General features: G+C 64.8%; 23 protein-coding genes. 14 read left to right on the top strand and 9 right to left on the bottom strand.

All coding sequences use genetic code 11. From position 1 onward, the window contains the following. Positions 1-40: 40 nt before the first annotated feature. The 9 genes from J1C56_RS31730 to J1C56_RS31770 all read left to right on the top strand — a co-directional run bounded on the left by J1C56_RS31730 (position 41) and on the right by J1C56_RS31770 (position 9,244). Positions 41-520, top strand: coding sequence for a formate dehydrogenase subunit gamma (locus J1C56_RS31730; protein ID WP_214393890.1), 480 nt, complete (start codon positions 41-43; stop codon positions 518-520). Then, positions 517-2,073 (top strand): formate dehydrogenase beta subunit, encoded by a 1,557-nt coding sequence (locus J1C56_RS31735; RefSeq protein ID WP_214393891.1) that lies wholly within the window; start codon positions 517-519, stop codon positions 2,071-2,073. Before J1C56_RS31730 ends, J1C56_RS31735 begins: the two co-directional genes overlap by 4 nt. Before the next feature lie 11 nt (positions 2,074-2,084). Beyond that, positions 2,085-4,964: a formate dehydrogenase subunit alpha gene (gene fdhF, locus J1C56_RS31740; RefSeq protein WP_214393892.1), complete on the top strand. Its 2,880-nt coding sequence runs from the start codon at positions 2,085-2,087 to the stop codon at positions 4,962-4,964. A 163-nt stretch (positions 4,965-5,127) separates the two neighbouring features. Then, positions 5,128-5,955 carry a formate dehydrogenase accessory sulfurtransferase FdhD gene (gene fdhD, locus J1C56_RS31745; RefSeq protein ID WP_246592257.1) on the top strand — a complete coding sequence of 276 codons (828 nt, stop codon included), beginning with the start codon at positions 5,128-5,130 and terminating at the stop codon, positions 5,953-5,955. After that, positions 5,945-6,196, top strand: a complete 252-nt coding sequence (locus tag J1C56_RS31750) for a formate dehydrogenase subunit delta (protein WP_214393893.1) — start codon at positions 5,945-5,947, stop codon at positions 6,194-6,196. Before fdhD ends, J1C56_RS31750 begins: the two co-directional genes overlap by 11 nt. An 86-nt stretch (positions 6,197-6,282) precedes the next feature. Continuing rightward, positions 6,283-7,845, top strand: coding sequence for an alpha/beta fold hydrolase (locus tag J1C56_RS31755; RefSeq protein ID WP_214393894.1), 1,563 nt, complete (start codon positions 6,283-6,285; stop codon positions 7,843-7,845). 105 nt (positions 7,846-7,950) lie between these two features. Beyond that, the gene (locus J1C56_RS31760) at positions 7,951-8,427 is read left to right on the top strand and encodes a carboxymuconolactone decarboxylase family protein (protein ID WP_214393895.1); all 477 of its coding nucleotides are present in this window, start codon (positions 7,951-7,953) and stop codon (positions 8,425-8,427) included. Between the two features lie 94 nt (positions 8,428-8,521). Beyond that, positions 8,522-8,884 carry a nuclear transport factor 2 family protein gene (locus J1C56_RS31765; protein ID WP_067965564.1) on the top strand — a complete coding sequence of 121 codons (363 nt, stop codon included), beginning with the start codon at positions 8,522-8,524 and terminating at the stop codon, positions 8,882-8,884. A gap of 42 nt (positions 8,885-8,926) precedes the next feature. Continuing rightward, entirely contained in the window at positions 8,927-9,244 is a 318-nt protein-coding gene (locus J1C56_RS31770; protein WP_214393896.1) for a hypothetical protein, read from the top strand. Here the strand turns inward: J1C56_RS31770 and J1C56_RS31775 are convergent. Continuing rightward, the gene (locus tag J1C56_RS31775; protein WP_214393897.1) at positions 9,235-9,855 is read right to left on the bottom strand and encodes a DedA family protein; all 621 of its coding nucleotides are present in this window, start codon (positions 9,853-9,855) and stop codon (positions 9,235-9,237) included. The two genes, J1C56_RS31770 and J1C56_RS31775, sit on opposite strands and share 10 nt — an antisense overlap. Continuing rightward, positions 9,852-10,451 (bottom strand): class I SAM-dependent methyltransferase, encoded by a 600-nt coding sequence (locus J1C56_RS31780; RefSeq protein ID WP_214393898.1) that lies wholly within the window; start codon positions 10,449-10,451, stop codon positions 9,852-9,854. The genes J1C56_RS31775 and J1C56_RS31780 overlap by 4 nt, the downstream gene beginning before the upstream one ends. Positions 10,452-10,661: 210 nt before the next feature. Between J1C56_RS31780 and J1C56_RS31785 the strand changes: the two genes are divergently transcribed. Together J1C56_RS31785 and J1C56_RS31790 are read left to right on the top strand one after the other, a co-directional pair. Next, positions 10,662-11,336 (top strand): response regulator transcription factor, encoded by a 675-nt coding sequence (locus J1C56_RS31785; protein WP_214393899.1) that lies wholly within the window; start codon positions 10,662-10,664, stop codon positions 11,334-11,336. Continuing rightward, on the top strand, positions 11,333-12,718 hold the full coding sequence (locus tag J1C56_RS31790) for a sensor histidine kinase (RefSeq protein WP_214393900.1): 1,386 nt from the start codon (positions 11,333-11,335) through the stop codon (positions 12,716-12,718). The genes J1C56_RS31785 and J1C56_RS31790 overlap by 4 nt, the downstream gene beginning before the upstream one ends. Before the next feature lie 9 nt (positions 12,719-12,727). Here J1C56_RS31790 and J1C56_RS31795 read toward each other — a convergent pair whose 3' ends face one another. Continuing rightward, the gene (locus tag J1C56_RS31795) at positions 12,728-13,492 is read right to left on the bottom strand and encodes a DeoR/GlpR family DNA-binding transcription regulator (RefSeq protein ID WP_214393901.1); all 765 of its coding nucleotides are present in this window, start codon (positions 13,490-13,492) and stop codon (positions 12,728-12,730) included. Positions 13,493-13,702: 210 nt separating this feature from the next. On the opposite strand from J1C56_RS31795, the gene J1C56_RS31800 reads away from it, so the two are divergent. The 3 genes from J1C56_RS31800 (at position 13,703) to J1C56_RS31810 (ending at position 17,661) form a co-directional block, all read left to right on the top strand. Further along, positions 13,703-14,587 carry a choline/ethanolamine kinase family protein gene (locus J1C56_RS31800; protein WP_214393902.1) on the top strand — a complete coding sequence of 295 codons (885 nt, stop codon included), beginning with the start codon at positions 13,703-13,705 and terminating at the stop codon, positions 14,585-14,587. Between the two features lie 2 nt (positions 14,588-14,589). Beyond that, complete coding sequence (locus tag J1C56_RS31805) at positions 14,590-17,031, top strand: GcvT family protein (RefSeq protein WP_214393903.1); 2,442 nt, start codon at positions 14,590-14,592, stop codon at positions 17,029-17,031. Positions 17,032-17,178: 147 nt separating this feature from the next. Then, the gene (locus tag J1C56_RS31810; protein WP_246592259.1) at positions 17,179-17,661 is read left to right on the top strand and encodes a CAP domain-containing protein; all 483 of its coding nucleotides are present in this window, start codon (positions 17,179-17,181) and stop codon (positions 17,659-17,661) included. A 151-nt stretch (positions 17,662-17,812) separates the two neighbouring features. Here the strand turns inward: J1C56_RS31810 and J1C56_RS31815 are convergent, their stop codons facing one another. The 6 genes from J1C56_RS31815 to J1C56_RS31840 all read right to left on the bottom strand — a co-directional run bounded on the left by J1C56_RS31815 (position 17,813) and on the right by J1C56_RS31840 (position 24,413). Then, positions 17,813-18,733 carry a DMT family transporter gene (locus tag J1C56_RS31815; protein ID WP_214393904.1) on the bottom strand — a complete coding sequence of 307 codons (921 nt, stop codon included), beginning with the start codon at positions 18,731-18,733 and terminating at the stop codon, positions 17,813-17,815. Between the two features lie 116 nt (positions 18,734-18,849). Beyond that, positions 18,850-19,110 carry a hypothetical protein gene (locus tag J1C56_RS31820; RefSeq protein WP_214393905.1) on the bottom strand — a complete coding sequence of 87 codons (261 nt, stop codon included), beginning with the start codon at positions 19,108-19,110 and terminating at the stop codon, positions 18,850-18,852. 262 nt (positions 19,111-19,372) lie between these two features. Continuing rightward, positions 19,373-20,665, bottom strand: coding sequence for an amidohydrolase family protein (locus tag J1C56_RS31825; RefSeq protein WP_214393906.1), 1,293 nt, complete (start codon positions 20,663-20,665; stop codon positions 19,373-19,375). Next, positions 20,662-21,603 carry an ABC transporter permease gene (locus J1C56_RS31830; protein WP_214393907.1) on the bottom strand — a complete coding sequence of 314 codons (942 nt, stop codon included), beginning with the start codon at positions 21,601-21,603 and terminating at the stop codon, positions 20,662-20,664. Before J1C56_RS31830 ends, J1C56_RS31825 begins: the two co-directional genes overlap by 4 nt. A gap of 2 nt (positions 21,604-21,605) precedes the next feature. Further along, positions 21,606-22,655, bottom strand: a complete 1,050-nt coding sequence (locus J1C56_RS31835; protein WP_214393908.1) for an ABC transporter permease — start codon at positions 22,653-22,655, stop codon at positions 21,606-21,608. Positions 22,656-22,889: 234 nt separating this feature from the next. Then, positions 22,890-24,413, bottom strand: coding sequence for an ABC transporter ATP-binding protein (locus tag J1C56_RS31840; protein WP_214393909.1), 1,524 nt, complete (start codon positions 24,411-24,413; stop codon positions 22,890-22,892). Positions 24,414-24,536 lie beyond the last annotated feature (123 nt).

Raw genomic sequence — 24,536 nt, forward strand, 5'->3', positions numbered from 1 at the left:
TAGCGCCCAAGTAAGGCGCCAGTGTCAGGGAGGGCGCTGCGTGGTCATGCAGCCTGCAAGTACCGAACTCGCCGCGCGAACCGCCGCGGTGATCAGCGAATTGAAGAACCTCGAGGGTCCGCTGATCCCGATTCTTCATGGCGTCCAGGAAGAGTTTGGCTATGTTCCGCAGGAAACCCTGCCGATCATCGCCGAAGCGCTGAACCTGTCGCGCGCCGAAGTGCACGGCGTCTTCACCTTCTACCATGATTTCCGCCACCACCCCGCGGGCCGGCATGTGCTCAAGGTCTGCCAGGCCGAAGCCTGCCAGTCGATGGGCAGCGACGCGATCGCCGCCCAGATCAAGCAGAAGTTCGGCATCGGCTTCCACGAGACCAGCAAGGACGGCGCCGTGACACTGGAGCCGATCTACTGCCTCGGCCTGTGTGCCTGTGCCCCTGCCGCGATGCTCGACGGCGAAGTGATCGGCCGTCTCGATGCCGACAAGATCGATGAAATCGCCGAGGAGATCCGCTCATGAGCGTGACGATCTACATTCCCGGCGATTCGGGTTCGCTGTCGCTCGGCGCCGAAAAGGTCGCCAAGGCGGTCGAAAAAGAGATTGCAGCGCGCGGCATCGACGCCAGGATCGTGCGCAACGGTTCACGTGGCCTGTACTGGCTCGAGCCAATGGTCGAGGTCGTCACCGATGCTGGCCGCGTTGCCTACGGCCCTGTAGCAGCCAAGGACGTGGCATCGCTGTTTGACGCAGGTTTCGTCACCGGCGGTGAGCACAGACTTTCGCTCGGCGATCCGGAAAAGCTGCCCTTCGTCGCCAAGCAGACGCGCCTGACCTTCGCCCGTTGCGGCATCACCGATCCGATCTCGCTGGAAGATTACGAAGCGCATGGCGGCTTGGTCGGCCTGCGCAATGCCGTTGCCATGGCTCCCGCCGACATCGTCAAGCAGGTGACCGAGTCCGGCCTGCGCGGCCGCGGCGGCGCGGGCTTCCCGACCGGCATCAAGTGGAAGACGGTCCTCGATACGCCGGGCGAGCAGAAATACATCGTCTGCAACGCCGACGAAGGCGACTCGGCTACCTTTGCCGACCGCATGATCATGGAAGGCGACCCCTTCGTTTTGATCGAAGGCATGGCGATTGCCGGCCTCGCGACGCACGCGACCAAGGGCTACGTCTACATCCGTTCCGAATACCCGCATGCGATCGCGGTGATGGAAAAGGCCGTGCAGGTCGCCCGTCGCGCGGGCATTCTCGGCAAGAGCGTTCTCGGATCCTCCCAAGGCTTCGACATCGAGATCCGCTCGGGTGCCGGCGCCTATGTCTGCGGCGAGGAAACCTCACTGCTCAACAGCCTCGAAGGCAAGCGCGGCGTGGTGCGTGCCAAGCCGCCGCTGCCGGCGATCCAGGGCCTGTTTGGCAAGCCCACCGTCATCAACAACGTGATTTCGCTCGCCTCCGTGCCAATCGTGATGGACAAGGGCGCCCAGTACTACAAGGACTTCGGCATGGGTCGCTCGCGCGGCACCATCCCGATCCAGATCGCCGGCAACGTCAAGCATGGCGGCCTGTTCGAAGTGGCCTTCGGCCTGACGCTGGGCGAGATCGTCGACGAGATCGGCGGCGGCACCGCAACCGGCCGCCCGGTCAAGGCGGTGCAGGTCGGCGGCCCGCTGGGCGCCTATTTCCCGCGCGCGCTGTTCGACACGCCGTTCGACTACGAAGAATTTGCCAAGCGCGATGGCCTGATCGGCCATGCCGGCATCACCGTTTTCGACGACAGCGCCGACATGCTGAAGCAGGCACGCTTCGCCATGGAATTCTGCGCCATCGAAAGCTGTGGCAAGTGCACGCCCTGCCGCATCGGCTCGACGCGCGGCGTCGAGACGCTCGACAAGCTCAAGCAGAACATCGAGCCGGAAAAGCAGCTCGCGCTGGTGACCGACCTCTGCAACACGATGAAGTTTGGTTCGTTGTGCGCACTGGGTGGCTTCACGCCCTACCCTGTGATGAGCGCCATCAACCATTTCCCCGAAGATTTCCGACCGGCAGCGGTCGCCCAGGCAGCGGAATAGGAGACAACATCATGGGTCTCATTCACGAAATCGACTTCGGCACCCCTGCCTCCAAGTCCGAAAAGCAGGTCACGCTGACCGTCGACGGCTTCGAGGTCACCGTGCCTGAAGGCACCTCGATCATGCGCGCCTCGATGGAAGCGGGCATCGCCATTCCGAAACTCTGCGCCACCGACATGGTCGACGCCTTCGGCTCGTGCCGGCTTTGCCTGGTCGAGATCGAGGGCCGCAACGGCACGCCGTCGTCCTGCACGACGCCCGTCATGCCGGGCATGGTGGTGCACACCCAGACCGGCCGTCTCAAGGACATCCGCAAGGGCGTGATGGAGCTCTACATCTCCGATCACCCGCTCGACTGCCTGACCTGTGCCGCCAATGGCGACTGCGAGCTGCAGGACATGGCCGGCGCCGTCGGCCTGCGCGACGTGCGCTACGGCTATGAGGGCGACAACCACGTTCGCGCCAAGAACGACGGCGTCGAAAACTTCAAGTGGATGGCCAAGGACGAGTCCAACCCCTACTTCACCTACGATCCCTCCAAGTGCATCGTCTGCTCGCGCTGCGTGCGGGCCTGTGAAGAGGTCCAGGGCACCTTCGCGCTGACCATCGAAGGCCGTGGCTTCGGCTCACGCGTGTCGCCCGGCGCGCATGAACTGTTTCTCGACAGCGAGTGTGTATCCTGCGGCGCCTGCGTGCAGGCATGCCCGACGGCGACGCTGACGGAAAAGTCGGTCATCCAGATCGGCCAGCCGGAACACTCGGTCGTCACCACCTGCGCCTATTGCGGCGTCGGCTGCTCGTTCAAGGCCGAAATGCGCGGCGACGAACTGGTGCGCATGGTGCCGTGGAAGGACGGCAAGGCCAATCGCGGCCACAGCTGCGTCAAGGGCCGCTTCGCCTATGGCTATGCCACGCACAAGGAGCGCATCCTCAACCCGATGATCCGCGAGAACATCGCCGACCCGTGGCGCGAAGTGTCGTGGGAAGAGGCACTCGAGTACACGGCCAAGGAATTCCGTCGCATCCAGTACCAGTATGGCCGCGGGGCCATCGGCGGCATCACCTCGTCGCGCTGCACCAATGAGGAAACCTTCCTCGTGCAGAAGCTGATCCGCCAGGGCTTTGGCAACAACAACGTCGACACCTGCGCGCGTGTCTGCCATTCGCCGACCGGCTACGGCCTCGGCCAGACCTACGGCACGTCGGCCGGCACCCAGGACTTCGACTCGGTCGAAGACACCGATGTCGCGCTGATCATCGGCGCCAACCCGGCCTCGGCCCACCCGGTGTTCGCTTCGCGCCTGAAGAAGCGCCTGCGCGCCGGCGCCAAGCTGATCGTCATCGACCCGCGCCGCACCGAGATGGTGAAGTCGGCCCATATCGAGGCGGCACATCACCTGGCGCTGAAGCCGGGCACGAACGTCGCCGTGGTCACCGCGATCGCGCATGTCATCGTCACCGAAGGCCTGTTCGACGAGAAGTTCATCCGCGAGCGCTGCGACTGGTCGGAGTTCGAAGACTACGCTTCGTTCGTCTCGGATGAGCGCCACAGCCCCGAAGAAGTCGAAAAGCTGTCCGGCGTTCCGGCCGAAACGATCCGCGGCGCTGCCCGCCTGTATGCCACCGGCGGCAATGGCGCGATCTACTACGGCCTCGGTGTGACCGAGCACAGCCAGGGCTCGACGACCGTCATCGGTATCGCCAACCTCGCCATGCTGACCGGCAATATCGGCCGCAAGGGCGTCGGCGTGAACCCGCTGCGCGGCCAGAACAACGTTCAGGGCGCCTGCGACATGGGCTCGTTCCCGCACGAACTGCCGGGCTACCGGCACATTTCGGGCGACGCCGTGCGTGACATCTATGACAGCCTGTGGGGCGTCAAGCTCGACAACGAACCAGGCCTGCGCATTCCCAACATGCTGGATGCCGCCGTCGACGGCACCTTCAAGGGCATCTACATCCAGGGTGAAGACATCCTGCAGTCGGACCCCGACACCAAGCACGTCTCGGCCGGCCTGGAAGCCATGGAATGCGTCGTCGTGCAGGACCTGTTCCTCAACGAGACCGCCAACTACGCCCACGTGTTCCTGCCCGGCTCGACCTTCCTCGAGAAGGACGGCACCTTCACCAATGCCGAGCGCCGCATCAACCGCGTGCGCAAGGTGATGGCCCCGAAGAACGGCCTCGCCGACTGGGAAGTGACGCAGCGCCTCGCCCAGGCGATGGGCCTGAACTGGAACTACAAGCACCCCTCCGAGATCATGGACGAGGTCGCCAAGACGACGCCGAGCTTCGCCAATGTCTCCTATGAATTCCTGGATAAGATGGGCTCGGTGCAGTGGCCGTGTAACGAAAAGGCGCCGGAAGGCACCCCGATCATGCACATAGACGGCTTCGTGCGTGGCAAGGGCAAGTTCATCCGCACCGAATATGTCGCGACCGACGAAAAGACCGGCCCGCGCTTCCCGCTGCTTTTGACCACCGGCCGCATCCTCAGCCAGTACAATGTCGGCGCGCAGACCCGTCGCACCGAGAACGTCGCCTGGCATGCTGAGGATCTGCTGGAAATCCACCCGCACGATGCCGAAAACCGTGGCCTGCGCGATGGCGACTGGGTGCGGCTGCAGAGCCGCGCCGGGGAGACGACGCTGCGCGCGCAGATCACTGATCGCGTGTCGCCGGGTGTGGTCTACACCACCTTCCACCACCCCGACACGCAGGCCAACGTCATCACCACCGACTTCTCCGACTGGGCAACCAACTGTCCGGAGTACAAGGTGACGGCGGTTCAGGTCGGCGCCTCCAACGGGCCGTCGGAATGGCAGAAGGAATACAACGAGCAGGCTCAGCAGAGCCGCCGCATCGCCGGCCATCTGGAAGCCGCGGAGTGATGGCTACGCTGATAATCTCCCCCCTTGAGGGGGAGATGTCGCCGAAGGCGACAGAGGGGGTAGCCTCAGAACGTAACACCAATGGGCCGAGCGCTGCCGCCCGGACCCCACCCGGCCGCTTCGCGGCCACCCTCCCCTCAAGGGGGAGGGAAAGGCCCGTATCATGATCGACCGCCCCGCCATCACCCAGACAAGCCGCCTCGCCCGCCGGGCGAGCGGCACGACGGTGGCCAATCGCATGGTGCCGGAGGAGACGCCAATCGCGCTGTCTTACGGCGGCACCACGCATGCGGTGATGATGGCGAGCCCGGCCGACTTCGAGGATTTCGCGCTCGGCTTCTCGCTGACCGAAGGCATCATCGGCTCGGTTGAAGAGATCGAGTCGATCGAGGTTCAGGATGTCGAGGCCGGCATCGACATCCAGATCAGGCTCAAGGACAAGGCCAACAAGCGCTTCGAGCTACGACGACGCCGGCTTGCCGGCCCTGTCGGCTGTGGCCTGTGCGGCATCGAATCCATCGAAGAAGCGATGCGCTCGGTCGACGACGTGCACCAGCCAAGGCTCGGGCTTTCCGCCGATGACATCGTTCAGGCGGTGAAACTGCTCTCCAAGGTGCAGCCGCTGCATGCGGAGACCGGCGCGGTACATGCTGCCGGCTTCTATGTGCCTGGCAAGGGCATCGTTGCGGCGCGCGAGGATGTCGGCCGCCACAATGCGCTCGACAAGCTCGCCGGCGCGCTCGACAAGGCCAACATTGACGGCGGCTCTGGCGCCGTGGTGGTGACCAGCCGCGTGTCGGTGGAAATGGTGCAGAAGACGGCGGCCATCGGCGCACCCTTCATCATTGCCGTTTCGGCGCCGACTGCATTGGCCATCCGCACCGCCGAACAGGCCGGCATGACGCTGATTGCGCTCGTGCGTGGCGACGATTTCGACATCTTCACCCATCCAGACCGCGTCAGTACCGGAGCCGCCAAAAATGTCGCATGAAGAGCACAAGATGGGGACGAAGGAAAAGCTCGTCTACATGGCGAACCAGATCGCGACCTTCTTCGAATCCAAGCCGCACGACGAAGGCGTGGCCGGTGTCGCCAAGCACATCAACGATTTCTGGGACCCGCGCATGCGCCGCCAGTTCTTCGAGATGTTCGACGAAGGCGGCAAGGGCATGAAGCCGCTGGTGATCGAAGCGGCCGCCACGATCCGTCGCCCCAGGCAGGACGCAGCCTGACCGCAGGAGCGGGGCCAGGCGAAGCCCCTCACCTCCCAGCCTGAAACCTGTTATGTTAGCCATTCCTGATGCAATTCGCAGGCGGAATGGCTGTGCCAAGGCCGATCGCTACTCGATATGCGCGCAGCGGTGACGTCCGGATCGCCTATCAGGTGGTTGGCCAGGGTCCGCTCGACCTCGTCTTCGTTCCCGGCTTCATCTCCAATCTCGACCTGCACTGGGAAGACGAAGGCTACAGCCGGCTGCTTTCCCGCCTGTCCGCGTTCTCGCGCCTGATCCTGTTCGACAAGCGCGGCACCGGGCTTTCCGACCGCGTCGACGCACACGCTCTGCCAAGCCTCGAAACGCGCATGGACGACGTGCGCGCGGTTATGGATGCCGCCGGCTCCAGCCGCGCGGCGATCCTCGGCGCCTCCGAGGGGGCACCAATGGCGATCCTGTTTGCCGCGACCTATCCCGAGCGAACGCGCTCGCTCGTGCTTTATGCCGGCTACGCCCATTTCCACAAATGGGTGATGGACCCGGTCCGGCTGCAGGCGTTCATCGAAGCCACCGAGACTTCCTGGGGCACAGGCGCTACGCTTCAGAACTTCGCCCCGGGGCGTCTCGACGACGCACGCTTCGCCGCTTGGTGGGCGCGCTTCGAGCGGCTGTCGGCGAGCCCGACGGCGGCGGCGGCACTTGCCCGCATGAACGCCGAAATCGACGTGCGTGGGGTTCTGGCCAGCATCCGGGCACCGACGCTTTTGGTCCACCGCCGCAACGACGCGCGGGTCGACCCCGACGCCAGCCGCTATCTGGCGCGCAAGATTCCAGGCGCGCGCCTCGCCGAGGTCAGCGGCCGCGACCATCCCATCTGGACCGGCGACGTCAACCGCGTCGCCGACCTGATCGAGGAATTCCTGACCGGCACGCATGCGCCGGCCGATACCGAGCGCGTGCTTGCCGCCCTTCTGGTGACGCGCATTTCGGATACGGCGCGCCTCGGCGACAGGATGTGGAGCGAACGCAGCCAGCGCTTCCATGAGACCTGGCGGCTGCTTGTCGGCCGCCATGGCGGCCGCATCGCCGACCAACATGGCGAGGTGATGATTTCGCGCTTCGATGGGCCGGCGCGCGCCATACGCTGTGCTGCGGCACTGCGCGAGGCCGCCCAGGGCATCGGCATCGCCAGTGCCCAGGGAGTGCATGTCGGCGAGGTCGAGCTGCGGGCTGCGCCGTCCGGCCTGACGATGCGCGTCGCGCTTCAGATCGCCGAGCATGCCGGGCGCGACAGCATCCTTGCCTCGCGGCTGGTGGCTGACCTGGCCGCCGGCTCAGGCCTGCGGTTCAGCGATGCCGGACGGGTGGTGCTCGACGATCTCGACGACCCGCTGGCGCTGGTCGAAGCGACATCGGAACAGCATCTCGAACCGGCCTGTCAAAGCCGGACGGTCGCTGCCGAGCCGTCGGCGCTGACCGCGCGCGAAAACGAGGTCGTGGCGCTGATTGCGGACGGCAAGAGCAACGCCACGATCGCCGCCGAACTCAACCTCAGCGAACACACGGTGAAGCGCCATGTCGCCAACATCCTGATGAAGCTCGACCTGCCGTCGCGGGCAGCGGCGGCGGCATTCGCGGTACGCCAGACTGGCCCGGACGGGCCATAGGACCAGTGGCCTTTTCGGGCGAAGCGGCAACGCTGCGCCAGGGGCTAGAGTTCTTCCCAAGCAGGCAGGCGAAAACAGCGCCTGATCCTGCAAATGGAGGAAGAGATGACCAAGGCAAGTGGAATGCTCACCATGCTGGCGATGGCGACAGGTTTCGCCTCGCTGATCGTTTCAAACGCCGTCGCCGAGGACAGCTCGGCTGCGGCAACCTACAAGGATATCGAAGCCACACTCGGCTCGGTTCCGAGCTTCTTCAAGCAGTTTCCTGAGACCGGCATCGTCGGCGCCTGGGCAGAGTTCAAGGGCTTTCAGCTCAATCCCAAGACAGAGCTGAATGGCAAGACCAAGGAACTTGTCGGCCTCGCCGTCGCAGCACAGATACCATGCCAGTACTGCATCTACTTCCACACCCAGGCAGCCAAGGCCAATGGCGCGACCGACGAGGAAATCCGCGAGGCCGTGGCGATGTCCGCCACCGTGCGGCATTGGTCGACGGTGCTGAACGGCATGCAGATCGACTACCCGCAGTTCAAGCAGGAGGTCGACACGGTGATGGCAGCCGCCAAGGCGAAGTCGCAATAGCGCCGGAGCGGAAGAAGTCGAGCAGTCGTGGCCGATTGCGGGCCGCGTCCATCCAATACGGGCCGCTCAAAGAGCCGGCCAACAGGAGGAAAAAATGCTTGCCACCAAGGAAGCCGTCACCGGTGCCTCGATCAAGAAGGCGATCGAAAGCCGTGACGGGCCGATGCTTTCCAGCTTTTACGCCGACGACGCGCTGGTGCGGGTGATCGACCGCAACAACCCGCCGAGCAAGCCGCGTGAAATCCGCGGCCGCGCGGCGATCACCACCTTTTGGGACGACATCTGCAGCCGCGCGATGAGCCATCGCGTCGACCTGACCATTGCGCAAGGCGACAACCTCGCCTTCTCGCAGGACTGCGCCTATCCCGACGGCACCAAGGTCTTCTGCGCTGCCATGCTGGAACTCAAGGATGGCAAGATCGCGCGGCAGACCGTGGTGCAGGCCTGGGACGAGTGATCGGATGCGGGCGAATGGTCGCCCGCAAAATGGGAGGAAGCCATGTTCGTCGCACGCTGGAAGATCGACGCCCGCTTTGGGCACAAGCAAGGTGCCATCGAGCTTTTGCGCCAATGGGAACGGGAAATCGGTCCGCAGGCCGGCACCGACAAGATGGCGATGCAGATACTCACCGGGTCGATCGGCGCCAAGGAAGCTTCTATCGAGGTCAATCATACTGTCGAGAGCCTGGCGCAACTCGACGAGATGTTCGCCAAGCTCTCCAAGATCGACGCCCACGCCCAGTGGGGCAAGCGGCTCGAACCGCTTGTCGTCTCAGGCTCGTCCTACTGGAACATCTACCGGGTGATTCAGGATTGATGCGTCTCGCCTGGGGGACGGTCGGTGGCCGTCCTCCGGGTGCTGTGGCGCAGCCCGATGAGAAAGACGATCTCGGCCGCGACGACGATGGCGATGATGCGAAAGCCGATCGTCACCGGGTCGTGGTCGCTGTCGCGCATCAAATAGCCCCCGACCAGGAAAGCGGCATTCCAGATGAAGGCACCGGTCAAGGTGGCGAGCGCAAAGGGCAGGAACGACAGCCTGAGAACGCCTGCCTCGAGCGCGAGATAGGTCCGCGCCACCGGCACCAGCTGGGCGATCAGAGAGGCACGGAAGTTGTTGCGGCGATAGGCCTGCGTCAGCTTCAGATAGGTCGCATGCTTGAGGAAGATGTACTTGCCGAAGCGCTTGACCGCTGCGTCGGCGCGGTCGGGCCCCAGCCAGTTGCCACCGGTGTACCAGATCATCGATCCCAGGGTCGAGCCGAGCGTGGTCGCGAACATCAGCGCGACAAGCATCTGCACGTCGGGCGCCGCCGTCATGCCGAGAAACAGCAGCAGCACATGCGACGGCGGGATCGGCGAGATCTTTTCGGTGAAGGCGAGACATGCCGCGCCGAAAAGGCCGAAGCCCAGGATCGATGGAATCATGCAAAACGCCAGTCGTAACTCTTTGCCGGCTTCATCCTGGTGATCCTGTAGACAGCTGCCGGCGGCAGATTGCGGAAAGTATGGCCAACGCGTGTCACTTCGAGATCGAGCCTGTCGAGCAGCGGCTGTTCAATAGGGCAACGGAAGCCATAAGTGAACATATACATCGCTCCGTCGGGCCTGACATTTGCAAAAACACCTTCAAGGATGGCAAGCGTCTGGCGCGGCGGGATCGCCAGGAACGGCAGGCCGCTGATGGCGGCACCAGCGACCGGACCTTCGTAGACCGGCCGGTAGCGCAGTTCCGCCGCATCCATTTCAAGCACGCGCGCCCTGGGAAAACGGTGCCTGAGCAGGTGGGCGAAATCGGCGTTGAACTCGATCAACGTCACGTCGCTTTCCTTGACGCCGCGGGCCAGCATCGCGCGGGTGAACGGTCCCGTGCCGGCGCCAAGCTCGAGCACAGGCCCGGTGTCGGGACCAAGCTCCTGGGTCATCAGTGTCGCGAGGCTGGCGCTGGACGGCGTGATGGAAGCGACCTTGAGTGGCGCCGTGGCCCATGCCCTGAGAAAGGATAAAGCGTCATGTGCGGCCATTGCGAACCTCTTTCGAAATCGTCTGCCGGCGAATCGGTCGCCAGTCTTGAACGAAAGCTGTTTGCGGCTGCTGGATTACACAGGCATTGCGAGAAAACCTCAGAACCAAGCATTTTGGCGGCCAGGCCCCATTGCCGCCTTTGTTTCGCAATGCTTCTGCAATGTTGAGGGAATAGCCGGGCGGCACCGAGGGGCCCTTCGAGGACAGAAATGCGCATTTTGCTTGTGGAAGACGAGCCAGAACTGGCATCGGCTTTGAAAACGGCGTTGCGGCGACATGACATGGTGGTGGACCACGCGGCTTCGCTTCTGGAGGCTGGGGATTTTGCCGCCAGCGAGAGCTACGACGCGATCCTGCTCGACCGTCAGCTGCCCGACGGCGACGGCCTGACGCTGGTGCCGAAGATCCGTGCGCGCGGAAACGCGACGCCGGTCCTGGTGCTGACGGCGCGCAGCGACACCTCCGACAAGGTCGACGGGCTCGACATGGGCGCCGACGACTATCTGGCCAAGCCGTTCGCCTTCGAGGAACTGCTGGCCCGGCTGCGGGCCCTGCTGCGCCGGCCGGCAAACGTGCAGACGCAGGTCATCCGCGCCGGCGACCTGGCCTTCGATCTCGGCCATCGCGAGGTTCTGGTCCGAGGCGAGCCGCTGACGCTGCCGCGCCGCGAACTGCTGGTACTGGAGGCACTGTTGCGCCGGACGGGCCGCATGGTGCAACGTTCGTCACTGATGGAAGCGGTGTTCGGCCTCGACGACGAAATCCAGTCCAATGCGCTCGACACGCATGTGTCGCGGCTTCGTCGCAAGCTGGCGGAAGCCGACGCCAAGGTCGAGATCAATGGCGTGCGCGGCGTCGGCTACCTCCTGCGCGAGATTTCATGACCATTCAGAAGATCATCCGCCTGCTGGGGCGTTTCTTCCGCCCGATCTCGCTGAAATGGCGGCTGGTATGGCGTCTGGTGGTGCTCCAGGTGATCCTGCTGACGCTGATGATCTTCATCCTGCTCGGCGGCCTGACCATCGCCGGCGTCATTCCCGACAATTACGAAGGGCGCGCCATCGACGTGATCCGCAACACCATCACCAAGGATGGCAGCGGCAACCTGATGCTCAAGCAGGGCCCCCTGCTGGCGGAATTGCGCAAGGAAGTTCCCAATCTCTGGTTCATAGCCAAAGATGAGCACGGGCATGAACTGTCCGAAGGGACGGTCCCCCCGGAATTCAAGCACATCACCGAAGCGCTCGACTACATCGGCGATGCACGCTTCGTTGCCGAGCCTGGCGGCAGCCGGACAACCGCCACCGTGCAATGGGCGGAAGACACCGCCGCAGGCAAGGTGCAGATATTCACCGGCGCCCAGGGCGAGTTCCACATCATGGCGCTGGTGTCGGTTACGCCGGAGCTGTTCCTCGAAATCATCCTCCCGGTCGGCGGCGTGATGGCGGTGGCAACGCTGCTGGTGATCCCGCTTGTGGTGCGCAGCGCCTTCCGCGGCCTGCGCCAGGCGGCGGTATTGGCCGAGCGGATCGACATCGACGAGCGTGGGGTGCGGCTGCCGGTCGAGCGCATTCCTTCGGAGATCGCGCCGCTGGTCAGGGCCGTCAACGGCGCGCTCGACCGCCTCGACAAGGGTTATGAACGGCACAAACGCTTCCTGATCGACGCGGCGCATGAGTTGCGCACACCGGTCGCCATCCTCAACACCCGCATCACCTCGCTGCCTCCGACACCCGAACGGGCGCGGCTGCTGCAGGACACGGCGCGGCTATCGACGCTGACCGACCAGTTGCTCGACATCCAGCGCCTCGGCCGGCAGGCTCAGCAATTCACCCGCTTCGACCTCGTGGCGGTGGCGCGAGGGGTCGTCGTCGACCTGGCGCCGATGGCCTTTGCCGCCGGCTACGAGATGTCGTTCGAGCCGGCACGCGGCGAGCTGTTCGCCAATGGCGACCGGACGGCAGTCGAGCGCGCCATCACCAATCTGGTGCAGAACGCCATCGAACATGGCGGCAATGCGGGCAGGATCACGATCGCGGTGAACAGCCCGGCCACGATCGAGGTTTCGGACGAAGGCGACGGCGTACCGGCGGCGGAGCGGGAAAAGATCTTCGAGCCGTTCTACCGGCTGCGCCCGCGTGGCCACGGCGCCGGCCTCGGGCTCAACCTCGTGCACGAGATCATGCAGATCCATGGCGGCCGCATCGAGCTCGCCGGCAGCGACAGGAAGGGCGCCTGCTTCAGGCTGGTCTTCGCCCAGGCCTGAGGCCTTGGTTCAACGCCCCGCGATGGTGAGTTCAGCCCCGGCGTCTGCAAGCGCCTGGGCAAGATCTTCGGACGGCTGCTTGTCGGTGACCAATTCGGTGAAGCCCTGGAAGCCGCAGACCTGGACCAGGCCCTTGCGGCCGAACTTTGTGTGGTCGGTGACGACGACCGAGCGCTGCCCGCGCGCCAGCACGACACGGGCGAACTCGGCTTCCTCGAGATTGTAGTCCATGACGCCATTCTCGGCGTCGACAGCGCCGGCCGAGATCACCGCATGGGTGACGGCGAAGCGGCTGACGAACTCGATCGCCGAAACGCCGAAGGCAGCACCGCTGTCGCTACGCAGCTCGCCGCCGGCCATGTAGACCTTGTTGCCGTTGACGGTCGCCAGCGTGCGGGCGATGTCGGACGAATTGGTCACCACCGTCAGGCGGCGATGGCCGAGCAGTTCCCGGGCAAGGTAGCTGGTGGTGGTGCCGGTATCGAGCATGACCGACTCGCCGTCATGGATGGTGGCGGCGACAGTCTTGGCGATGGCACGCTTGGCGTCGGCATTGTCACGCATGCGCCGCTCGAAGGGCGCCTCGCCCACCACCGACGGCAAGCCGATGGCGCCGTGCATCTTGAGGATCGAGCCGTTGTCGGCGAGCGGCTTGACGTCGCGCCGCACGGTTTCCAGCGAAACGCCGAGCTTTTCTGCGAGGTCGGCGATGGTGATCGTGCCGTCGTCCTCGAGAAGGCGCAGGATTTCGCTGTGGCGCTTGGAGTGGTTCATCAGGCTGTCCCGCTCGATCGACCGGCTTGGCCGTTTCTGAGATTTCTTCTGACTGACTTTATCGCATTTGCATCCATCATCAACAGATACGGTCAAAAGAGCAGATAAAACCACAGATTCGGATTGACACCGCCGCTTCCGCCGCGTGAGACTGCCCACCAAGAACACAAGGCGCAAGGGGAAGCGCCTGACACGGCACGGAGGGGCTGGATGTCGAAGAGCGAAGACCGCATTCGCGCCCTGCCCTTGTGGAACGGGCAGCTGACCATTTCGCCGCTAAAGGGCGGCATCAGCAACGAGAGCTGGCTGGTCGAGGACGGCAACGGCCGCCACGTCGTGCGCTTCGGCAAGGACTTTCCGTTCCACCACGTCTTCCGCGACCGCGAGGTGATGGTGGCCAGGGCGGCCTTCGAGGCGGGCTTCGCCCCGGAACTGCAATATGCCGAGCCAGGGGTGATGGTAACCAAATTCCTCGGTGCCAAGACCTACGGCGGCGGCGACGTGCGGGCCAATGCCGCCCGCATCGCCCGGCTCGTCCGCCGCTTCCACGACGAGATGCCCCGACACGTGTCGGGACCCGGCTTCATGTTCTGGGCATTCCACGTCATTCGCGACTATGCCCGCACGCTGGCCACCGGCAACAGCCGCATGGCAGCCGAATTGCCGCGCTACCTGGCGCTGGCGGAAGCGCTCGAAAGGGCCCAGGCGCCGCTGCCGATCATCTTCAGCCACAACGATCTTCTGCCGGCCAACTTCCTCGACGACGGCGCAAGGCTCTGGCTCATCGACTTCGAATATGCCGGCTTTTCGACCGCGATGTTCGATCTTGCCGGAACCGCCTCGAATGCCGGCATGACGACGGAGGAGTCGGACGAACTGCTGACCGTCTATTTCGGCGGCAGGCCCGACCAGGCGATCCGCCGCTCGCATGCCGCCATGCAATGCGCCTCGCTGTTGCGCGAGGCGATGTGGAGCATGGTGTCGGAGCTGCATCTCACGGCACCGGGCGTCGACTATGTCGCCTACACCGCCGAAAACCTCGACAAGCTCGAGGCGGCGCTTGAAATCTATCAGAAGCATTACGGGAAACTGTAGCCATGGCACTCCCCTCGCATGCCCAGATCATCGTCATCGGTGGTGGCATCATCGGCTGCTCGACGGCCTATCACCTTGCCCGCGACCACAAGACAGATGTGATCCTGCTCGAACAGGGCAAGCTGACGTCGGGCTCGACCTGGCATGCCGCCGGCCTTGTCGGCCAGTTGCGCTCGTCCGCCTCGATCACCCGCGTGCTCAAATATTCGGTCGAGCTCTACAAGGGGCTTGAGGCCGAGACCGGACTTGCCACCGGCTGGAAGATGACCGGTTGCCTCAGGCTCGCCACCAACCAAGACCGCTGGACCGAATACAAGCGGCTGGCAACGACGGCCAAAAGCTTCGGCATGGACATGCAGCTGGTGTCGCCGGAAGAGGTCAAGCGCATGTGGCCGCTGATGGAGACCTCGGACCTCGTCGGCGCCTCATGGCTGCCGACGGACGGCCAGGCAAGCCCGTCCGACATCACCCAGTCCTTGGCCAAGGGCGCCCGCATGCATGGCGCCAGGCTGTTCGAGAACGTGCGCGTGACCGGCTTCGAGATGAAGGACGGCCGCATCCTGAAGGTGAAGACCGACCACGGCGACATCGCCTGCGACAAGGTGGTGAACTGCGCCGGCCAATGGGCGCGCCAGGTCGGCGCGATGGCCGGCATCAACGTGCCGCTGCAGCCGGTGAAACACCAGTACATCATCACCGAGAAGCTGCCCGGGCTCGCCACCGACGCACCGACCATCCGCGACCCCGACCGACGCACCTATTTCAAGGAAGAGGTCGGCGGGCTTGTCATGGGCGGCTATGAGCCCAACCCGCAGGGCTGGACGACTGGCGACGTACCCAACGACTGGGAGTTCCGCCTGTTCGACGACGACTACGATCATTTCGAGCAGCACATGGTGCAGGCGATCGAGCGTGTGCCAGGCCTGGCCGATGTCGGCGTCAAGCAGATGATCAACGGCCCCGAAAGTTTTACGCCAGACGGCAACTTCATCCTGGGCGCGGCACCCGAATGCGCGAACATGTTCGTCGGCGCCGGCTTCAACGCCTTCGGCATCGCCTCGGGTGGCGGCGCTGGCTGGGTGCTGGCGCAATGGGTCGTCGATGGGGAGGCGCCGCTGGACCTCTGGGTGGTCGACATCAGGCGCTTCTCGGGCCTGCACCGCGACCGGCAATGGGTGTCCGACCGCACACTCGAAGCCTATGGCAAGCATTACACCATCGGCTATCCGCACGAGGAATACGCCAGCGGGCGGCCCTACATCGTCTCGCCGCTCTATGAACGGCTGAAGAAACACGGTGCGGTGTTCGGCTCCAAGCTTGGCTGGGAGCGCCCCAACTGGTTCGCACCTGAAGGCATGGAGGCAAAAGACGTCTACGCCATGGGCCGGCAGAACTGGTTTGAGCCGGTCGGCGACGAGCATGCCCATGTGCGCCAGGCGGTCGGCGTGTTCGACCAGTCGTCCTTCGCCAAATACGAGATGACGGGCAAGGATGCGCAGAAGGCGCTCGACTACATCTGCGCCAATGACGTCTCGAAACCTGCCGGTCGGCTGACCTACACGCAGTTGCTCAACACGCGCGGCGGCATCGAGGCAGACCTGACCGTGGCGCGGCTGGCCGACGACAAATTCTACATCGTCACCGGCACGGGCTTCCGCACCCACGACCTTGCCTGGATCAGCGACCACGTCCCGGCAAGCCTGGACGCGAAGTTGGTGGATGTGACCGAGCAGTTCGGCACGCTGTCGCTGATGGGGCCGAACGCACGCAAGGTGCTGGAAGCCGTCACCGATGCGGATGTCTCCAATGCTGCCTTCCCCTTTGGTCATGTGCGCGAAATCGCCATCGCCGGCGCCACCGTGAGGGCACTGAGGGTGACCTATGTCGGCGAACTCGGCTGGGAATTGCATGTGCCAATCGGTGCCACCGGCGAGGTGTTCGACGCGCTGATGGCGGCAGGCAAGCCCCACGACATCCGCCCCATTGGCTACCGCGCGCTGGAATCGCTGCGCCTTGAAAAAGGCTACCGCGCCTGGGGCTCCGACATCACCCCCAACGACACGCCGTTCGAGGCCGGCCTCGGCTGGGCGGTGAAGCTCAGGAAGGACACTGATTTCCTCGGCCGCAAGGCGCTGGAGAAGGCCGGCAACGCAGCGCTGACCAAGCGGCTCGCCGGCTTCACCGTCGACGACAAGGATGTCGTGCTTGTCGGCCGCGAGACGATCCTGCGCGACGGCCAGCCGGTCGGCTATCTCACCAGCGGCGGCTATGGCTACACGGTCGGCAAGAACATCGGCTTCGGCTATGTCCGCAATGCCGGCGGCGTCGACGACGCCTTCCTGACCAGCGGCAGCTACGAACTGGTGGTGGCGATGGAGCGCGTGCCGGCAACGATCCATCTCGAGCCATTGTTCGATCCGGCTGCAGCGAGGGTGAAGGCATAGCGCAGGCCGACAGAACCGGGTTCGAGTGTCCGGACGGACGGCGCGCGGTCTCAAAGCACGCCGTGCTGCCGAAGCCTTTGCTCGCCAAAAAGCCATGATCTGCCTTATCAAGGCTCGCAAGCACGGGCTCGAGACAAGGACGACATCATGGCGCGACTGACAGGCACGGTAATGCGGGCGACCGCCCTTGGGTCCCTGCTGTTCCTGGCCGCCTGCCAGACCGGCTCCAACATCGCCGGCGATGGTGCAGGCGCGTCGGCTACCGGCGTCACCTACCTGCAGACCATCCGCTCCGAGCACGGACTGCCACCGCTCAGCCCTGACTCGACGCTGGAGCGCGCAGCACTCCAGCAGGCCGCCTACATGGCGCGCAGCGGCAAGATGGAGCACACAACCAGCTGGGGCAAGGATTTCGCTGCGCGCATGAAGGATGGCGGCGTTGCGGGTGCGGCAGCCGAAAACATCGCCCATGGCGGCATGGAGCCGGCCAAGCTGTTTTCGATGTGGATGAATTCCACCGGCCACCGGCGCAACATGCTCGACCCGCGCTTCGGCAAATTCGGCCTCGCCTATGTGCGCGAGAGCAAGGGCAGCGACAAGCGCTACTGGGCACTGGTGCTGGGGCGGTAGGTAGCGACTTCGGACTTAACTTGCCCCTCACCCTTACCCTCTCCCCGTAAACGGGGCGAGGGGGACGTCAGCGTCAGCATTGCGGCAGCGTCCCTTCTCCCGTCATTCACGGGGAGAAGGTGCCGGCAGGCGGATGAGCGCGGAGCCGTCCTCAGTGCACGCTGGTCGGCACCGTCTCGGGCTCGGCCTTGTCGACCACCTTCTGGCGGTGGAAGATGAACAGGCCGGCAATGACGATGATCGCCGAGCCGATCAGGATCTGCGCATCCGGGTAGTCGCCGAAGAAGGCGATGCCCATGACCACGGCCCAGATCAGCAGCGTGTATTGCAGCGGCGCAAGCACCGAAGCGGGTGCGAGCTTGAGTGCCCGGGTGATCAGCAGATGCGCCGCGCAGGCGACGACGCCGAGCAAGAGCATGGCCGACCAGTCGATGGCGTTTGCCGGCTGCCAGTCGGAGGCGGCGAGGATGCCACCCATGATCAATGCGCCCACCGTTTGCCAGGTCACAAGCGTCGTGTCGTTGGTGGCGCGCAGCTTGCGGCTGAGGATCAGGCTGATGGCGAATGACATGCTGCCGACGACGGCAAAGAGCGACGGCCAGGACAACGAGGCCGTCGATGGGCGCAGCGCGATGACCACGCCGCAGAAGCCGATCACGATGGCGAGCCAGCGGCGCCAGCCAACCTTTTCGCCGAGGAAGAAGTGCGAAAGCGCCGCTATGTAGATCGGGCCGGCCATATAGAAGGTCATGACGTCGGCCAGCGGCAGATAGGCGACGGCGGCATAGAAAAAGGCGGTGTCGGCGGTTGCGAGCACGACGCGCAACACCTGCAAGCCGGGACGCTCGACATTGGTCAAAGGACCGAGCCCCTGCCTGACGATCATCGGGCCAAGGATGATGAAGGCTCCGATCGAGCGAATGAACAGCACCTGGCCGACCGAGAAGCTCTCGACCAGCCATTTGCCCATGGCATCGTTGAGCGCGAACATGAAGTCGCCGAGCAACATGAGCAAGATGCCCGCAAGAACCATGTTGTTCTTCGGGAGGGCTAGGGCTTGTCGAAAAGTCATGGTGCCATCCGCCGGGCAACGGGCCCGGATCACGGCTATCTATGCGGTTGAAACGTCGATGGCGAGAGCAATCTGGCCTGGACCAGGCGTTGCCCTGTCGCAGCGCCACTGACCTGTTATTTAGGCGCCACCACGATGGGTCGATAGACGACGACCGGCCTTGTCATTGGCCAGTCGTCGAACGCCGACTTGCTCTGGCGGAACTCGGCGCGACGGTCGAGCTCGATGCGCTGCAGGCACTCGGCGAAGGCGTCATTGCGCTTGGTGAAGCCGTAGGAGCGGCACTTTTCTTCATCGCGGGCGCGCTGTTCTTCCGACGATACGCAGCCGGCAAGCACGACGGCTGTGAAGAGCAACAAGATGGTCCTGAGCTTCATGACGACGCCTCGCATTTAAACTTGATTCCGAATGGGCACTTTAGGCATTCAGCCGATGTTCGGGAAGAGGCGGTGACGGGAGATGCGAACAGCCCGATTGCGGCGTAGCCCCTCTCCGCCTCGCTTCGCTCGGCACCTCTCCCCAAAGGGGCGAGGAACCTGGTTCTGAACCGCTTCGGCTCGTCACCGTATCGCCCGATGTCGGCTCCAGCTCGGGTTCCGGCCCGAAGGGCCGGAGAGGGGAAACCTAAATCGCCGTCCTTCAATTCGCCTGCGGCGGCACCACGTGGCGGCGGTTGATCGTCGCCGGGCGGCCGGCTATCGACAGCGCCGTGTCGCGCTTCGGACGTTCGGCGACGACCTTGCCTCTGGCGACAACACAAAGCCGCTCGGCGCGCAGGCGCACCGCCTCGATCGGGTTGCCGGCGTCGAGCACAACGAGGCTGGCGGTTCTGCCGACCGCGAGCCCGAGATGGTCGAGGCCCATGATCTCGGCGTTGATCTTGGTCACCATGTCGAAGCAACGGCGCATGTCGGCGGGGCTCGACATCTGGGCGACGTGCAGGCCCATGAAGGCGACGTCGAGCATGTCGGCGGTACCGAGCGAATACCACGGGTCGAGCACGCAATCCTGGCCCCAGCCGACGCGGATGCCGGCCTTGAGCATCTCGGGCACGCGGGTCATGCCGCGGCGCTTGGGATAGGTGTCGTGGCGGCCCTGCAGCATGATGTTGATCAGCGGGTTGGGGATGGCCGACACGCCGGCTTCCGCAATCAGCGGCAACAGCTTCGAGACGTAGTAATTGTCCATCGAGTGCATCGAGGTCAGGTGCGAGCCCGCCACCCTGCCCTGCAGGCCAAGGCGCTGGGCCTCGTAGGCCAGCTGTTCGATGTGGCGCGACAGCGGATCGTCTGTTTCATCGCAATGCAGGTCGACCATCAGGCCGCGTGACGCCGCGATCTCGCACAGCTCGGTCACCGAACGCGTGCCGTCGGCCATGGTGCGCTCGAAATGCGGAATGCCGCCGACGACGTCGACGCCCATGTCGAGCGCGCGGATGGTGTTGGCGCGCGCGTTCTGCGAGCGGTAGAGACCATCCTGCGGGAAGGCGACGAGCTGCAGATCGATGTAAGGCGCGATCTCCTTCTTGACCTCGAGCAGCGCCTCGACGGCGAGCAGGCGGTCGTCGCAGGTGTCGACATGGGTGCGGATGGCGAGCAGGCCCATCGACACCGCCCAGTCGCAATAGGCGAGCGCGCGTTCCTTCACCGCCTCATGCGTCAACAGCGGCTTGAGTTCGCCCCACAGCGATATGCCTTCGAGCAGTGTGCCCGAGGCGTTGATGCGCGGCAGGCCGTAAGACAGCGTTGCATCCATATGGAAATGCGGATCGACGAAGGGCTGGGAGACGAGATTGCCAGTGGCGTCGACGACACGGCCGGCGGCAGCGTCGATGCGCGGTTCGATCGCCGCGATCTTGTCGCCCTTGATGCCGATATCGGCAACGGTTCCATCTGATAGCGTGCCGCCACGGACAATCAGGTCAAAGCTCATCTTTCGCCTTTCTGGTAGGGGATCATCAGCGCCTTGGGATAGGTGGCGCGCCGCGCCACCAGGATCAGCGCCAGGATCGATAATGCATAGGGCATCATCAGGAACACCTGGTAGGGCACGATGCCGCCCGACATCTGCTGCAGGCGGACTTGGTAGGCATCAAAGGCGGCGAACAGGATGGCGCCGACTAGCGCCTTGCCCGGCCGCCATGAGCCGAACACCACAAGTGCTATGCAGATCCATCCGCGGCCGTTGATCATCTCGAAGAAGAACGAGTTGAACGCCGACATGGTGAGGAAAGCGCCGCCGATGGCCATCAGGGCGCTGCCGACCATGACAGCGCCGATGCGGATGCCGGTGACAGAAATGCCTTGCGCCTCGACGGCCGACGGGTTTTCGCCGGCGGCGCGGACGGCCAAACCAACTGGCGTGCGGTAGAGCACCCAGGCGACGACGGCGACGGTCAAGAAGGCGAGATAGGTCAGCGGCGTCTGGGTGAACAGCGCCTCGCCGACAACAGGGTTTTTCGACAGGCCGGGGATCGGCAGTGGCTGGAACGGCTCGATCTTGGGCGGCGAGGTTACTTCGGGCAGCGCCAGGCGGTAGGTGAAATAGGTGAGGCTGGTGGCAAGCAGCGTTACGCCGATGCCGACGACATGCTGCGACAGGCCGAGCGGCACGGTCAGCGTCGCGTGCAGCAGTCCGAACATCGCGCCGGCAAGGGCCGCCACCAGCACGCCGGTCCACAGGTCGCCGCCGGCATAGACGGTGAACCAGCCGGCGAAGGCGCCGGCGGTCATGATGCCCTCGATGCCGAGATTGAGCACGCCGGCACGCTCGCAGATCAGCTCGCCCATGGTGGCGAAGATCAGCGGCGAGGCGATGCGAATGGCTGCGACCCAGAACGAGGCGGTGAAGAGGATTTCAAGCGCGTCCATGGTCACCTCCACCTCACCTTGAACCGCGTCAGCAGGATCGCGACCACCATCGTCAGAAGCGACGTCGCGACCATGACGTCGGCGATGTAGCTCGGCACCTTGGCGGTGCGGCTCATTGCGTCGGCGCCGACGAAGATGCCGGCGACGAAGATGGCGGAGGCGATGACGCCGAGCGGGTTCAGCATCGCCAGCATGGCAACGACGATGCCCGAATAGCCATAGCCCGGCGACAGGTCGAGCGTCAGGTTGCCCTTGAGGCCCGAGACCTCGGAGAAGCCGGCAAGTGCCGCCAGCCCGCCCGACAGGAGCGCGGTCTTCATCAAGACGCGGTTGACAGGAATGCCGACGAAACGCGCGCCCTCGGGATTGTGGCCGACAGCGCGCATCTCGTAGCCGAGCACGGTCTTCTTCATGATGACCCAGACGACGATGGCCGAGACGATGGCGATGACGAAGCCGTAGTGCAGGCGCTTGCCCTGGATGATGCGCGGCAGCTGCGCCTCGGCGATGACCTTCTGCGACTGCGGCCAGCCCAGCCCCATCGGATCCTTGAGCACGCCTTCGAGCAGCATCGAGACGAACAGCAGCACGATGAAGTTGAGCAGCAAGGTGGTGACCACCTCGTCGACGCCGAAGCGGGTCTTCAGCACCGCCGGCCCAAGCAGCAGAAGCCCGCCGGCGAGCATCGCTGCCAGCATGATGACGGGGATGAGGATCACCGAGGGCAGCGGCAGGGCGCCGGTGCCGAGAACGACTGTGACGATGCCGCCGACATAAAGCTGAGCTTCAGCGCCGATGTTCCACAGCTTGGCGCGGAAGGCGACGGCGACGGCTAGACCGGTGAAGATCAGTGGCGTCGCGCGGGTCAGGGTTTCGAGCAGGGCGAATTGCGAGCCGGCGGCTCCCTTGGCAACAAGGTAGAACACCGACAGCGGCGACGCACCGGCCGCAAGCACCAGCAGCGAGGTGATCAGCAGCGTCGCGACAATGGCCGCGATCGGGAACAGCAAGGTGAGCGCCAGCGACGGCGCAGGTTTGGGCTCAAGCCGCATGGGTCTGCTCCGTGCTGACCTTAGATGTTGGCGGGACATCGCCCCCCTCTGTCCTGCCGGACATCTCCCCCACAAGGGGGGAGATCAGCAGTGGCGACGACAGCACCCTTTCTGCAACACCGCAGGTTGCCGAAACCGGCGCGGCCGGCCAATCTCCCCCCTTGTGGGGGAAATGTCCGGCAGGACAGAGGGGGGTGGCGTGGAGCGCCGCTCCAACCAAGATGCGCTCGTTCCTCACGCCGCCTGCCCTTCCCCGCCGTGGCCCGCCATCAGCTCACCCAGCTCCCGGATCGTACGCTCGCCACGCGCCGACGGTGGCGACAGCCGTCCCTTGGACATGACGACGATGCGGTCGGACAGCGCCAGGATTTCCTCCAGGTCTTCCGAGATCAGCAGCACCGCTGCCCCGCGCTCGCGCGCGGCAAGCAGCATGCGGTGGACATAGGCGACAGCGCCGACATCGAGGCCGCGCGTCGGCTGGCTGGCTAGGATGACCGCAGGTTCGGGATCGAGCGCGCGGCCGAGGATCAGCTTCTGCATGTTGCCGCCCGAAAGCAGCCGGATGCGCGCTTCGGGCGACGGGCATTTGACGTCGTAGTCGGCGATGATCTCCTCGGCGAAGGCCCGCGCCGCCTTCCAGTCGAGGAAACCCATGCGGCTGAAGCGTGTACTGCCGTAGCGCTCGGCGATGACGTTTTCGGTGACGCTCATGTCGCCGATGGTGGCGACGGCATGGCGGTCCTCCGGAATGCGGGCAATGCCATGGCCAAGAGCTGCGCGCGGCGACCAGTCGCCAACGGCATGGCCGGCGACGGAAATGCGGCCGCCTGTCGGGCGCCGGGTGCCGGCAATGAGTGCGGCAAGCGCTGCCTGGCCGTTGCCGGAGACGCCGGCAAGGCCGGTGATCTCGCCGGCGCTGAGGGTCAGCGACACCTCGTCGAGGCCGGCGCCGTTGTGGCGTGCCGTTGAAACACGGTCGAGCATCAGGAGCGGCGCGCCGACCTGGACCTGGCTGACTTCCGCCGGCTTGACCTCCTGTCCGACCATGAGAGCCGCCAGTTGCTTGCGGTCGGTGGATTTCGTCTCGCGTTCGCCGGCGAGCCGGCCGGAGCGCAGCACCAGCACGCGGTCGCTGACCGCCATGACCTCGTTGAGCTTATGGGAGATGAAGATGATCGACAGGCCCTTGGCGACGAGCAGCTTCAGCGTGCGGAACAGCGCATCGGTCTCGGCAGGCGTCAGCACCGCCGTCGGCTCGTCGAGGATCAGCACACGGGCGTCGCGATACAGCGCCTTGAGGATCTCGACGCGCTGGCGCTCGCCCACCGACAAGGTGGAGACGGTCGCGGCCGGATCGACCGCAAGGCCGAAATCGGTCGACAGCTGCGCGATGCGCTGGCGCGCTGCCGACCGGTCGAGCCGGGCGCGCCACAGGCTCTGGGTGCCGAGCGCGATGTTTTCCAGCACCGTCATGTTGTCGGCCAAGGTGAAATGCTGGTGAACCATGCCGATGCCGGCATCGAGCGCCGCACGCGGATCGCCCGGCGGCAACGGCTTGCCGAACGCCTCGACGGTGCCCTCGTCGGCGACATAATGGCCAAACAGGATGTTCATCAGCGTGGTTTTGCCGGCACCGTTCTCGCCGAGCAGCGCGATGACCTCGCCGCGCTCGAGCTCGAAGGAAATGGCGTCGTTGGCCACGAGCGGGCCGAAACGCTTGGTGATGCCGGAAAGGCGGAGGACTGTGGAGGCGGCCATCCCTCCCCCTTGAGGGGAGGGTGCCGAGCGCAGCGAGGCGGGTGGGGTCATATCGGCAGCGCGGAACGCCCTCTTGAATATTTGGACGAGTTGAGGCCGGCCGGGCGGACCCCACCCGGCCCG

Source organism: Aminobacter anthyllidis (assembly GCF_018555685.1).
Taxonomy (GTDB): Bacteria; Pseudomonadota; Alphaproteobacteria; order Rhizobiales; family Rhizobiaceae; genus Aminobacter; species Aminobacter anthyllidis.